This window comes from Klebsiella ornithinolytica (genome assembly GCF_030505655.1).
Taxonomy (GTDB): Bacteria; Pseudomonadota; Gammaproteobacteria; order Enterobacterales; family Enterobacteriaceae; genus Klebsiella; species Klebsiella ornithinolytica.
Genome location: NZ_CP130153.1, coordinates 3,767,171 through 3,780,241 on the forward strand (window position 1 = coordinate 3,767,171; position 13,071 = coordinate 3,780,241).

14 protein-coding genes are annotated in these 13,071 nt (G+C 56.0%); 3 read left to right on the forward strand and 11 right to left on the reverse strand.

The window, feature by feature from the left end:
- Nucleotides 1–37: 37 nt before the first annotated feature.
- From rlmC to Q1L34_RS18040, 10 genes are all read right to left on the reverse strand, one after another.
- A complete protein-coding gene (gene rlmC, locus Q1L34_RS17995) occupies nt 38–1,168 on the reverse strand; it encodes a 23S rRNA (uracil(747)-C(5))-methyltransferase RlmC (protein WP_004859963.1) in 1,131 nt (376 codons plus the stop codon).
- 42 nt (nt 1,169–1,210) lie between these two features.
- A complete protein-coding gene (locus Q1L34_RS18000; protein WP_004859962.1) occupies nt 1,211–1,684 on the reverse strand; it encodes a YbjO family protein in 474 nt (157 codons plus the stop codon).
- A 75-nt stretch (nt 1,685–1,759) separates the two neighbouring features.
- Nucleotides 1,760–2,605 carry a putrescine ABC transporter permease PotI gene (gene potI / locus Q1L34_RS18005; protein WP_004859959.1) on the reverse strand — a complete coding sequence of 282 codons (846 nt, stop codon included), beginning with the start codon at nt 2,603–2,605 and terminating at the stop codon, nt 1,760–1,762.
- A complete protein-coding gene (gene potH, locus Q1L34_RS18010; protein ID WP_004859957.1) occupies nt 2,602–3,555 on the reverse strand; it encodes a putrescine ABC transporter permease PotH in 954 nt (317 codons plus the stop codon). Before potH ends, potI begins: the two co-directional genes overlap by 4 nt.
- Before the next feature lie 10 nt (nt 3,556–3,565).
- Nucleotides 3,566–4,699 carry a putrescine ABC transporter ATP-binding subunit PotG gene (gene potG / locus Q1L34_RS18015; protein WP_004859956.1) on the reverse strand — a complete coding sequence of 378 codons (1,134 nt, stop codon included), beginning with the start codon at nt 4,697–4,699 and terminating at the stop codon, nt 3,566–3,568.
- Nucleotides 4,700–4,886: 187 nt separating this feature from the next.
- Nucleotides 4,887–5,999, reverse strand: a complete 1,113-nt coding sequence (gene potF / locus Q1L34_RS18020; protein WP_004859954.1) for a spermidine/putrescine ABC transporter substrate-binding protein PotF — start codon at nt 5,997–5,999, stop codon at nt 4,887–4,889.
- 348 nt (nt 6,000–6,347) lie between these two features.
- Complete coding sequence (locus Q1L34_RS18025) at nt 6,348–6,827, reverse strand: type III secretion system chaperone family protein (protein WP_004859952.1); 480 nt, start codon at nt 6,825–6,827, stop codon at nt 6,348–6,350.
- A gap of 88 nt (nt 6,828–6,915) precedes the next feature.
- Nucleotides 6,916–7,818 (reverse strand): 30S ribosomal protein S6--L-glutamate ligase, encoded by a 903-nt coding sequence (gene rimK, locus Q1L34_RS18030; RefSeq protein ID WP_004859950.1) that lies wholly within the window; start codon nt 7,816–7,818, stop codon nt 6,916–6,918.
- A gap of 113 nt (nt 7,819–7,931) precedes the next feature.
- Nucleotides 7,932–8,654, reverse strand: a complete 723-nt coding sequence (nfsA, locus tag Q1L34_RS18035) for an oxygen-insensitive NADPH nitroreductase (protein ID WP_004859949.1) — start codon at nt 8,652–8,654, stop codon at nt 7,932–7,934.
- A complete protein-coding gene (locus Q1L34_RS18040; protein WP_015584819.1) occupies nt 8,638–8,925 on the reverse strand; it encodes a YbjC family protein in 288 nt (95 codons plus the stop codon). Before Q1L34_RS18040 ends, nfsA begins: the two co-directional genes overlap by 17 nt.
- A 209-nt stretch (nt 8,926–9,134) precedes the next feature.
- Here Q1L34_RS18040 and Q1L34_RS18045 point away from each other — a divergent pair, with 209 nt between their 5' ends.
- Nucleotides 9,135–9,398: a GrxA family glutaredoxin gene (locus Q1L34_RS18045; RefSeq protein WP_004859945.1), complete on the forward strand. Its 264-nt coding sequence runs from the start codon at nt 9,135–9,137 to the stop codon at nt 9,396–9,398.
- Between the two features lie 6 nt (nt 9,399–9,404).
- Here Q1L34_RS18045 and Q1L34_RS18050 read toward each other — a convergent pair whose 3' ends face one another.
- On the reverse strand, nt 9,405–9,788 hold the full coding sequence (locus Q1L34_RS18050) for an inner membrane protein YbjM (RefSeq protein WP_004859943.1): 384 nt from the start codon (nt 9,786–9,788) through the stop codon (nt 9,405–9,407).
- Between the two features lie 268 nt (nt 9,789–10,056).
- Between Q1L34_RS18050 and Q1L34_RS18055 the strand changes: the two genes are divergently transcribed.
- Together Q1L34_RS18055 and Q1L34_RS18060 are read left to right on the forward strand one after the other, a co-directional pair.
- Nucleotides 10,057–11,742, forward strand: a complete 1,686-nt coding sequence (locus Q1L34_RS18055) for an aspartate:alanine antiporter (protein ID WP_004859941.1) — start codon at nt 10,057–10,059, stop codon at nt 11,740–11,742.
- Between the two features lie 462 nt (nt 11,743–12,204).
- Entirely contained in the window at nt 12,205–13,011 is an 807-nt protein-coding gene (locus tag Q1L34_RS18060) for a DUF6216 family protein (protein WP_327204226.1), read from the forward strand.
- Nucleotides 13,012–13,071: the final 60 nt, after the last annotated feature.

The window sequence follows — 13,071 nt, forward strand, 5'->3', positions numbered from 1 at the left end:
TACCCGATTTACGCCGGCAGAAGAGTTCACATTTTGTTTAAACTTCGCGAACCAGCAGCGTCAGCACTTCGTAGTGGGCGGTGTGGGGGAACATATCAAACAGCTGCACCCGCTCAACCCGATAGCCCGGCAGCCGCGCGATATCTTTCGCCATCGTCTGCGCGTTACAGCTGGAGTAGATAATAAAGGGCGGCGCCATACGGCATAAATAGTCGCACAGCTCGCGGCCGATCCCGCGGCGCGGCGGGTTGACCAGCACCAGGTCAGGAATCTCGCCCTCAGCGGTGGCAAACTGCGTCGAGTCCAGCGCCTGAAAATGAAGGTTGGTCAGGCCCAGTTCGGCGGCAGACTGCTTCGCGCTGGCGATCGCCTCCGGCGCAATCTCAATCCCGGTCAGGCGCATTTCCGGCGTGGCGCAGTGCAGGCCAAAGCCCCCCACTCCGCAGAACAGGTCCCACATATGATTGACCGGCAGCTGGCGTACCCAATCGCGGGCGGTCGCATACAGCTGGCCGGCAACGGCAGGATTCGTTTGAAAGAAGCTCTGCGGGCGGATCCACAGCGGTACGCCGTTAAAGTTTTCCGCCAGCGCCGCCTGCTCGCTGAGGAGAATCTCCTCTTCGCCTTCCATAATGGCCATATGCACCGGCTGAATATTGGCGGTAATCACCTTCAACTGCGGCAGCTGCGCCTGCAGCCACGGCAGCGCGGCGCGGAGCTGCGCAAGTTTCGTCGGGGAACGCAGCACAAAACGCAGCATCATGCCGCCATCCAGCTGGCTTTCCGTTAACAGCAGATACTTCAGCTCGCCGCGCCTGCGGGCAACGTTATAGGGCGTTAATCCGGCGCGGGCGATAAACGGTTTCAGCACGGCAAATACCGCTGCAAAACTGGCCGGATAGAGCGGACAGTCGGTCAGGTCTTCCGGGCTGCCATCGCGGTGCAGCATCCCCAGCAGCGGACGTTCAACGCTGCCGCTGACCACCATTTTAGCTTTGTTGCGAAAACCGGCTTCCGGGCCGGAAACCGGCTCAAACCATGTCGCCACCGGGCTGTCCGCCAACAGCGTTCTGAGATCGGCCATTTTACTGGCGAGCTGTTGTGTTAACGGCCGTTCCAGCCACTGACAGGAGCGACAGCGGCCCGCGTCATAGAGTGCGCAGTGCATAAAAAGACCTTCCAGAAATCAGGGGCGGGGATTGTATCACCGTTATTGCAGTCGGAAAAACCGTCGACACGACGCCGGAACAAACAGCAGCGCCAGCACCAGCAAATCGGGCAGTTTTTGCATCACCAGAGAACGCAGAATTTCACGTTTTGACTCGCCGGCAATACTGAACAGCTCCGGGTAGCCGTACCCCAGCGAGGCCGCCCAGAGATAAGCGGTGACGGTAATTTGCGTCAGGAGAAAGATCCAGCGCGCCAGATTGCGCCCTTTTACCAGTGAAAATGCGCACCAGATCTCAATAAAGACCAGCAACAGGCTGGAGAGAAACACCAGCGTCAAGGTCCATGTCTGCACGCTACGCTGAATAAACGCCTCTATCCCACCGATACCCAGCTGATTCAGGATCATCAGCAGATCCACGGCACGAATCAAAATAATGGCGAACGCCGCCACCTGCACCAGTGCAGGGACGTTAAGACGCGCATGAGATGAACGAGTTTTTGTAAACAGTCCCAACGGAAACGTCTTCCATGAAAACGGCGTCGCACTATCGCGACGCCGATACCAGTTTTACCGTAGATTTTAGGGGCTTCAGCTCCGTCTTGCACGCTGGATATCGCGCACCCGCTGCTTTTCTGCGCGCGCCATCAAATACCAGGCGATAAAACCAACAATGCCGACTACGCCGAGGATTAAGGTTGCCAGGGCGTTGATTTCCGGGTTCACCCCCATACGCACGCTGGAGAAGACCAGCATCGGCAAGGTGGTGGCGCCCGGGCCGGAAACAAAGCTGGCGATGACCAGATCGTCCAGCGATAAGGTAAACGCCAGCAGCCAGCCGGAGATAACCGCCGGCATGATCATCGGCAGCGTAATGATGAAAAAGACCTTCAGCGGCGGCGCGCCTAAATCCATCGCCGCCTCCTCAATCGAGTGGTCCAGTTCACGCAGCCGCGACGAGATCACCACCGCCACGTAGGCAGTACAGAAGGTCACGTGCGCCAGCCAGATGGTCAACATGCCGCGATCCGACGGCCAGCCGATGGCATGCCCGAGCGCCACAAACAGCAGCAGCAGCGACAGCCCGGTAATGACATCCGGCATCACCAGCGGCGCCGTAATCATAAAGGCAAAGCCGTTTGATCCCCGAAAGCGACCAAAGCGCACCATCACGACCGCGGCAATCGTCCCCAGAATCGCCGCCGCCGTCGCCGCACAGGTCGCGATGGTCAGACTCAGCCCGACGGCGCTCATCATCGCATCATCATGGAACAATTCGCTGTACCAGCGCGTCGACCACCCCGCCCACACCGTCACCAGCTTCGAGCTGTTGAATGAGTAAATCACCAGCATTAGCATCGGTGCATATAAAAAGGTAAAGCCGAGTACGAGGATTAAAATTCGCCACGGCGAACGGACTACCGGCAAATCGTTCATCCATGATCCCCCATCTGTTTTTGCTGATGTTTGTGGAACCACATAATCGGCACGATCAGCAGGAGCAGCATCACGATGGCCACCGCCGAGGCGACCGGCCAGTCGCGGTTATTAAAGAACTCCTGCCACAGGACCCGCCCGATCATAATACTGTCCGGACCGCCCAGCAGTTCCGGGATCACGAACTCCCCAACCGCCGGGATAAAAACCAGCATCGAACCGGCGATAATCCCGCCTTTGGTCAACGGGACGATCACCTGGAAGAAGGTTTTCAGCGGCCGGGCGCCCAGATCCAGCGACGCTTCCACCAGCGAGTAGTCGATCCGCGTCAGCGCGGTATAAATGGGCAGCACCATAAACGGCAGATAGGCGTAAACAATGCCGATATAGACCGCCAGGTTGGTATGCAGGATCTCCAGCGGCTGGTCGATGACCCCCAGCCACAGCAGGAAGTTATTCAACACGCCGTTGCTTTTCAGCAGCCCCATCCACGCATAAACGCGGATCAGGAATGAGGTCCACGATGGCAGGATCACCAGCAGCAGCAGAATATTTCGCGTGGACGGTTTGCTGTGCGCCACCGCCCATGCCAGCGGATAGCCCAGCAGCAGGCAGCAGAACGTCGAAATCCCCGCCACCTGCAGCGACTGCAGATAGGCTTCGAAATAGAGCGGATCGTCGGTCAGCTGCAGGAAGTTGCCGAGGTTCAGCGTCAGCGTGAGCTGGCCGTCCGCCCACTCCCACAGATCGGTGTAGGGCGGGATCGCCCTCGCCATCTCCGCCAGGCTGATTTTAAAGACGATCAGGAACGGCAGCAGAAACAGCAGGATTAGCCACAGATAGGGCAGCGCAATCACCAGCTTGCGCCCATGCGCCATCTGCAACCGCGTGAGCCATTGGGCAAAACCGCCCGTTTTCTTCACCCCGGCCGGTGGTTGTAATACACTCATCGCCCTCTCCTTACACCGTCAGAACAACGCAGCTGTCGGCATCCCAGCACAAACGCACTTCATCACCCCAGGTTGGCGTACCTTTACGATGACGATGTTCGTTCTGCAGCTGGGCGCTGATCATCTGCCCGCTTTTGAGGCGTACGTGGTAGATAGACAGATCGCCGAGATAGGCGATATAGATCACCTCTCCTACCGCAAAGTTGTAGCCATCCGCCGGCGGCTCATCGCAGAGCATGATTTTTTCCGGGCGCAGAGCGACCCACACCGGCACATTATCGATAACGGACGCATCAGGATCGACTTTCAGCGGGTGCGTCAGCCCCGGCGAGCTCAGCACCAGACCATCTTCCAGACGATCTTTTACCACCCCTTCAAACACGTTGACCGAGCCGATAAATTCCGCACTGTAGCGGGTTGTCGGATGCTCGTAGATCTCCTCCGGCTCGCCGATTTGCACGAACTTCCCGCGGTTCATAATGGCGATACGTCCCGCCATGGTCATCGCCTCTTCCTGATCGTGGGTCACCATGACGCAGGTGGCCCCCACGCGTTCGAGGATATCCACCACTTCCAGCTGCATGCGGTCACGGAGCTTTTTATCCAGCGCGCCCATCGGCTCATCCAACAGCAGCAGTTTTGGTCGTTTCGCCAGGCTACGGGCCAGCGCCACGCGCTGACGCTGACCGCCGGAAAGCTGATGCGGTTTACGTTTGGCGAACTCCTGCATATGCACCAGCGCCAGCATCTCCTGCACCCGGCTGGCGATTTCGGCTTTCGGCAGCTTGTCCTGCTTCAGCCCAAAGGCAATGTTCTGCTCCACCGTCATATGGGGGAACAGCGCGTAGGACTGGAACATCATATTGATCGGCCGCTGATAGGGCGGTACGCGCGACAGGTCAACGCCATCGAGCATAATTTGCCCGGCCGTCGGCTCCTCAAAGCCGGCCAGCATACGCAGCAGCGTCGATTTGCCGCAGCCGGATGCGCCCAGCAGTGCGAAGATTTCACCTTTATAAATCGTGAGGTTGACGTCATCGACGGCGTGCTGCCCGTCGAAAGACTTCGTCAGATTACGGATTTCCAGCAGCGGGGTCAGCGCTTTGGGGGTTTTCGCTTGTGGGCGGGGAATTGCGTCGTTCACTCAGGTGCTCTCCGGCAAAAAACTACCACCGTATGGCCCGGTTGCCATACATTGAACTTTACAGTGCAGGTGCACCATCCTGGTGCATGTTTTCGCTGCACTTTAATCCGTTTGTTGCCCGGCCGCGTGGAGCATCCACCCGGCCGGGTCAGACCTTTTCAGGCCCGGTGAACCGGGCCATCAGGTTTTATTTCCCGCTTTTGACTTTCGTCCACGCACGCGTGCGTACGCGGTCGATTTTCGGATCCTGCACCTTCAGGGTGAACAGTTTGGCGAACACATCGGCCGGCGGGTAGATAGCCGGGTTATTACGGATGGTTTCGCTCACCAGCGGCGTGGAGGCTTTGTTGCCGTTAGCGTAGTACACCTGATCGCTGATTTTGGCGATCACTTCCGGGCGCATCAGATAGTTAAGGAACTGATAAGCCTCATCTTTGTTTTTCGCATCCGCCGGCATCGCGAAGACATCAAAGAACGCCAGCGCCCCCTCTTTTGGAATGAAGTAGGAGACGTTCACACCGTTCTTGGCTTCTTTTGCCCGGTTCGCCGCCTGCCAGACGTCGCCAGCCCAGCCGATGGCGACGCAGATATCGCCGTTAGCAAGGTCGTTAATATATTGCGAGGAGTGGAAGTAGCGGATATTCGGCCGCAGTTTCAGCAGCAGGTCGGTCGCCGGACCGGTGTAATCATCGGCTTTTGTGCTGTTCGGATCTTTGCCCAGATAGTTCAGGACGGTGGCAAAAATCTCTTCCGGTGCATCGAGGAAGGAGACGCCGCAGCTTTTCAGTTTTTCAAGGTTCTCCGGCTTAAGCACCAGATCCCAGCTATTCAGCGGCGCATCTTTACCGAGTACGGCTTTCACTTTATCGACGTTATAGCCAATGCCGGTGGTCGCCCACAGATACGGCATCGCGTACTTGTTATCCGGGTCGTGTTTGGCGACCAGCTTGAGGACTTCCGGGTCAAGATTCTTCCAGTTTGGCAGCTTGCTCTTGTCCAGCGGCTGGAAGACACCCGCCGCCAGCTGACGTTCAAGGAAGCTGGCGGACGGGACCACCAGGTCAAAGCCGGTGCTGCCCGCCATTAATTTGCCTTCCAGCACTTCGTTGGAATCAAAAACGTCGTACACCACTTTAATGCCGGTCTCTTTTTCAAAATTTGCCACCGTATCCGGCGCAATATAATCAGACCAGTTATAAACATGCAGGGTTTTTTGTTCAGCGGCGAGTGAACCGGCAGAGACGGCCATCAACGCACCCGTAACCAGACCTGTTAACCATTTTTTACCAAAGGCGGTCATATCTCTTTTTCCTTCTCAATGCCCGTTAACAAGCGGGCTTAATATACGCACTTGTCTGCATGCAATAATCATGCATATTTTCTCATTGCCTAAGAAAAGGAGAGAGGACCTCTCCCGGAATGGTTGCCCGCAACTGGAAGCATCGTCAGAATAACTGTAGCCAGAATAAGAGGCTATAGCCCAGGTAAAATAACGCCTTTTATCAATTTTTTATGCAGTAACGGTCTACGTGATAAGCCAAAAGCGGCTGAATGGCGGTGAAAAATTCTTTAAGGGAAGGTTAAATGCAGAATAAAAGCACGTAATACGCAGCCGCTATGGCAGTGGCTGCGCTATTCATCGACAGGTTTAGTGAAGAAAATGGTGCTGAATATCTTCAGCGACGTACTCTTCTTCTTCGGCTTTATAGAGCACCTGGTTGGCGGCTGCTTCGAGGATAACCATAGAGATCTGCTCTTCGCTCTGACGGAAGAACCAGCCAAACTGTTCGACGGTAATGCCGACGCCAACGGATAGCGCCTGACACACCACCAGTTTAGGCAGATTGTCATCCTGAATATCGAGGAAGGCTTTGACGGTCAACGAACTGGCGTTAATTGCCGAAAGATCTGCGGAAAGCCCGAGCAGCGCCGAAGGCTTCACTTCCGCCAGAGCAGAAAAGAGCACGACGTTATCCACCAGATCGAGCTTCGCATCAAAAATGCCGTCGAAATTCTGCATATGCGGCAGATGCAAGGCCTGGCAGGAATCACACTCAAAGAAGTTGATGCCTAACTCATCGAGCCAGTGACGTAGCGTATCCAGACCCGGAACGACCAGTGAATCCATATGACCTGTGACCTCTTACTGTAGAAAAACGACGCCATAGCTTACGCAAAAAACGCAGCGCATACCATGAAAGTGTCGCCCGCGTCGGTTATCCGCCCATTTTCAGACAAAATTCTGGCGTGGCCTGACGCTCAATCCAGGCGATCATGCGCCCGGCAATATCAATTCCGGTGGTCGTTTCAATGCCCTCCAGACCCGGAGAGGCGTTCACTTCCATGACCAGCGGCCCACGGGTCGCGCGAAGGATATCCACCCCGGCGACATCCAGCCCCAGGGTTTGCGCCGCCCTGATGGCCATCTCACGTTCCTGATCGCTGATCGTGGCGACCGTCGCCACACCGCCGCGGTGCAGGTTAGAGCGGAAATCGCCCTCTTTCGCCCGCCGCTCGATCGCCGCCACCACTTCATTACCCACGACCAGGCAGCGGACATCCCGCCCTTTCGCCTCGGCGATATACTCCTGAACCAGAATATGCGCATTCAGGCCGCGGAAAGCGTCGATCACGCTCTCTGCCGCCTGGCGGGTCTCCGCCAGCACCACCCCGATGCCCTGCGTCCCTTCCACCAGTTTGACCACCAGCGGCGCGCCGCCGACCATGGCAATCAGGTCGCTGGTATCATCCGGAGAGTGCGCGATCCCGGTCAGCGGCAGATCGATCCCCTGCCGCGCCAGCAGCTGCAGCGAGCGCAGCTTGTCGCGGGCGCGGGTTATCGCCACCGATTCATTGAGCGGATAGCTGCCGAGCAGTTCAAACTGACGAAGGGCGGCGGTTCCGTAATAGGTAATCGCCGAACCAATGCGCGGGATAACGGCATCGAAATGCGGGAGCTGACGTCCTTTATAGTGAATCGATGAGGCCACCGGACTCACGTTCATATAGCAGGAAAGCGGATCGAGGATTTCCACCTGGTGGCCGCGTTTTTGCGCGGCTTCGCGCAGGCGACGACATGAATAAAGCGTTCCATCCCGGGATAATATAGCAATTTTCACCCTGCACCTCTGCAACAAGGCCCGCTCCGGCGGGCCTGCAATATGTTAATTGCGCCACGACCGCCCGGTGCACCAAATGGCGGGGCGGAAAGCAGGCAGCAGTGTACACGCAATCAGCGCGTTGCCCACCCCTGCTTATGCAGATATTCGAGAATAAACGGGCGACTTTCTTTAATGATAGTGCGGCGAATATGGTCGCTCCAGGTATCACGGCGGGTGTTGCTGCCGCGCGACAGGTAGTATTGCGCCATCTGCTCATCATATTGCGCCAGCACTGCCTCATCCACCGGCTGGTACGCATTTTCATGCACCAGCATAGCGGCGGGCATACGCGGCTTCACCTCAGGGTTATCGGCAGGCCATCCCAGACACAGACCAAACAGCGGCAGGACGTGCTGTGGCAGTTTCAGCAGTTCGGTCACCTCTTCAATGCTATTGCGGATCCCACCGATATAGACGCCGCCGAGGCCCAGGGATTCGGCGGCAACCAGCGCATTTTGCGCCATCATTGCGGTATCCACCGCCCCCAGCAGCAGCTGTTCGGCCAGCCCGAGCCGGGCATCCGGACAGATTTGCAGCAGACGGTTAAAGTCGGCGCAAAATACCCAGAATTCCGCCGCGCGCGCCACGTGCTGCTGGCCGCCGCTCATCGTGACCAGCTGCTGACGAAGCTGAGGATCGGTGACGCGAATAATAGAGCTGCATTGTAAAAAGCTCGAGCTCGAGGCCCCCTGCGCGCTGGCGATAATAGCTTCGCGCTGTTCGTCGCCGATCGGCGCATCGGTGAAGTGGCGGATGGAGCGGTGGCTACGCAGCAGATCAATGGTCGGCGTCATCTTGTTTTTCTCTGTCTGATGAAGAAGTTGGTTTTGGAGTGTGAGTCAGCTGCGGCGCGACGATCCTGGCCATTCGCCACATTAATGCTATCGCGGCCGGGAGCATCAGCAGGATCCCAGAAAAGATCATCAGCATCGCCGCCGTCGGGCTGGAAAACGGCGCCGGCAGCTGCAGGTACTGATTGAGCGAGAGCCAGGCGAGGGTCAACAGCGCAATCCCGATGATCTCTACCACCAGAACGCTTTTCGGCAAAACGGCAGGCGATCGCATAGCTCAGCTCTCCTCCAGTCAATATTATTCGCGCGCTCTCCTGGCTAATCGCGCGCGGCAGACACAGTATAATGATTTAACCACGAAGACATTTATCAAACATAGCCTTAAACCATCGAAGAAAAAGGCAGAACCTTCTTTTCCTCGCCGGCATAACGCGTCATCATAGCGGTCATTCGCCATCCGGCTGAGATTTAAGGAGAGAAAGTATGTTTACCGTTATTTTTGGTCGTCCTGGTTGCCCGTATTGTGTTCGCGCCAAAGAGCTGGCAGAGAAACTGACCAATGAACGCGATGACTTCAACTACCGCTACGTTGATATTCACGCCGAAGGCATCAGCAAGAGCGACCTGGAAAAGACCGTAGGCAAACCGGTTGAGACCGTTCCGCAGATTTTTGTCGATCAAAAACATATCGGCGGCTGCACTGATTTTGAAGCCTGGGCGAAAGAGAATCTCGGTCTGTTTGCCTGAGCCGACTCATTTCTCTGACGAATGATTGCGTCTGGTATCCAGCCAGGCGCAGATAAACAGAAAGCACAGCGCGCCCAGCGCGCACCAGAACACCGCGCTAAACAGCCACGCCAGCTGTTGCCAGAAGGTACGCTGAGCCGCAAAAAAAATCCGCATGATCAGCAGACAGACAGGGGTAGCCAGAATTGCCCCCACCAGCGGCTGGATGACGCGTCGCCCCGGAGAGAGGCAGCTGGCGGCCGCACCGGGCAGCAAAAAATAGAGCAGTCCAACCTCAGGATTACCGGTAGCCCGAAAGACGCCTTTCATATGCAGTAACAGCAATAAACACACTACGATAAACAGAAAGAACCCACAGGTAATACCCACCCAGGCACGCTCAGATTTCACAATATCCTCCTGATTCTGCTTCTAACCCACTTCAATTCGTCCAGTCAGATAAAGCATTCCGGCAATCCATGCCAATTTAGCTCCCCATCGGCGTAAAAACGATTGTGACTAGCCGCAGCATCCAGGAAGGATTAAACTACCGGCTCTGTTTTTACTGGTTATAACGGGATGCCAGAACAGGGTTCGGGACAACGCGAACACTGGACCAACCTTAGACCAAATAACCATTTCCTTCAACAACTTACTAGTAAATGAGAAGTTGGCTTTCGTGAATATAAACGTCGCAGATTTGTTAAACGGGAATTACATCCTGTTATTATTCGTTGTACTTGCCCTGGGGCTTTGTCTCGGGAAACTTCGTCTCGGGTCAGTACAACTTGGTAATTCTATTGGCGTTTTAGTGGTTTCATTATTATTAGGTCAGCAGCATTTCAGTATTAACACTGATGCGCTAAATCTGGGCTTTATGCTGTTTATTTTTTGCGTTGGCGTGGAAGCGGGTCCCAACTTTTTTTCTATTTTTTTCCGCGACGGAAAAAACTATCTGATGCTCGCCCTGGTGATGGTCGGCAGCGCGATGCTGCTGGCGATGGGGCTGGGAAAACTGTTCGGCTGGGACATCGGCCTGACCGCCGGGATGCTCGCAGGCGCGATGACGTCAACGCCGGTGCTGGTCGGTGCGGGGGACACGCTACGGCACTTTGGCCTGCCCAGCGATCGGCTGGCGCTCTCCCTCGACCACCTGAGTCTGGGCTACGCCCTGACCTATCTGATTGGTCTCGTCAGTCTGATCGTCGGCGCGCGCTATATGCCGAAGCTGCAGCATCAGGATCTGCAAACCAGCGCCCAGCAGATTGCGCGTGAACGCGGACTCGATACCGACTCCAAACGTAAAGTCTACCTGCCGGTGATCCGTGCCTATCGCGTCGGCCCGGAGCTGGTCGCCTGGGCTGACGGTAAAAATCTGCGCGAGCTGGGGATTTATCGGCAAACCGGCTGCTACATTGAGCGTATTCGCCGTAACGGTATTCTGGCGAACCCGGATGGCGATGCCGTCCTGCAGATGGGCGATGATATCGCGCTGGTGGGTTATCCGGACGCCCATGCCCGCCTTGATCCCAGCTTCCGTAACGGCAAAGAGGTCTTCGACCGCGATCTGCTGGATATGCGCATCGTCACCGAAGAGATCGTGGTGAAAAACCACAACGCCGTAGGCCGCCGTCTGGCCCAGCTGAAGCTGACCGATCACGGCTGCTTCTTAAACCGCGTCATCCGCAGCCAGATTGAAATGCCGATCGACGATAACGTGGTGCTCAACAAAGGCGACGTGTTACAGGTCAGCGGCGATGCGCGACGCGTCAAAACCGTTGCCGACCGTATCGGCTTTATCTCCATTCACAGCCAGGTGACCGACCTGCTTGCCTTCTGCGCCTTCTTTATCGTCGGGCTGATGATCGGCATGATCACCTTCCAGTTCAGCTCTTTCAGCTTTGGTATCGGTAACGCGGCGGGGCTGCTGTTTGCCGGGATTATGCTCGGTTTCCTGCGCGCCAACCACCCGACCTTCGGCTATATTCCGCAGGGCGCGCTCAATATGGTGAAAGAGTTCGGCCTGATGGTCTTTATGGCCGGGGTCGGTCTGAGCGCCGGCGCCGGGATTGGCCACGGCCTGGGCGCCATCGGCGGCCAGATGCTGGCGGCGGGTCTGATCGTCAGCCTGGTGCCGGTGGTGATTTGCTTCTTGTTTGGCGCCTATGTGCTGCGTATGAACCGCGCGATGTTGTTTGGCGCCATGATGGGGGCGCGCACCTGCGCCCCGGCGATGGAAATTATCAGCGACACCGCGCGCAGCAACATTCCGGCGCTGGGCTACGCGGGCACCTATGCGATTGCCAACGTGCTGCTGACCCTGGCGGGGACGCTGATTGTCATCATCTGGCCAGGGCTACAGTAAATATTTAAGAAAAAAATGGATAGAGGCAGAACTTTTCTCTTGGGCATCAGTCATAAGTAGTGCCACTGCTTTTCTTTGATGTCCCCATTTTGTGGAGCCCATCAACCCCGCCATTTTGGTTCAAGGTTGATGGGTTTTTTGTTGCCTGAATTTTATGATGTTTAAAATTATTCGGTTACAACCGCCAGGCGGTACCATTGGCGATAGCCCGGCGACCGCCGCCGCCACCTCAGCCAGGCATCTTCCCTGGACCTGCTCCTCACCCCACCATTTCTGTTGTCCCAGACCTCATGGATGCGTTGCCCTCCCCTGACCCCGCGGGTGATGTACACTGATACGCCGGGTGAAGCGCCGAGTTGCACACGTCATCAGCAAAGAACAGAGCGATCCGCTCGCGACGCCTCCCGCTTGCCCCGCCAGTCAAATCATACCCATAAGGAATGTTCACCACAGGAGATGTTGATGCCCGCTTTCCAACCTGATGTTATTTCTGAGTTCTCCGGCGCGCCGCTGAGCACAACTGTCGCGGCCCTGACCGTTCTCGCTTTTCTGTTCCAGCCATTGCGAAAAGCCGTCAATGGGATTTTCAAATATAAAAAAGGCCACGGCAGCGTATTAAAGAATGCGGGGGTGCCCCCCTTCATTTTGAACTTCTTTGCCATCTCCATCCCATTGAAAAAATTGCCCTCGACAGGCTGGCCCGAGAAATTAATCACCCTCTTGTTCTCAGCTCTTTTCGCATGGTCTTTGTGGTATTTTGTCCCACCGCTTGTGCAAACCTTTACCGCCCCGCCAGACACGGCACTGTTGATTTGGAAAAAGTCAGGCGATCGCTTTTACATCTCCAGAACCGCAGCCACGGAGGCTACGCTGCTGACGCCCCCTCGCTGGACCGTCACAGCCAACGACTGTCAGGCCAATAAAGCCCCGACGAAAAACACCGCCAGCGTCCTGGATCGCGAATATCGTGACGATCTTTGCCGCTTGCTGACAACAGCCGAAGGCAAGGAGTATTTTGAAGAATCAATTAAAAACTTCGAAAAAGATAAAATCTTCACTTACTCATCCATTTTTATTATTGAATTTATGCTGCTATGGCTGCTGTTGGGATTCATGTTAATGATTCACTACACCAATAAAGTCAGGCACTTTATTTTGCTTGAACAACAAAAAGCGATTCATTGCGTCCAGGGCAACTTCGCGGCGACAGGTATCTACGCCATCTATCAGGAGCTGGAGGAGAGAGACGCTCGCAGACCCCGGCGGTAACTGTATGCTCCGTCGCATTGGCATCCTTCCGGTTATTGCTCATACTTTGACCAGCTCAGT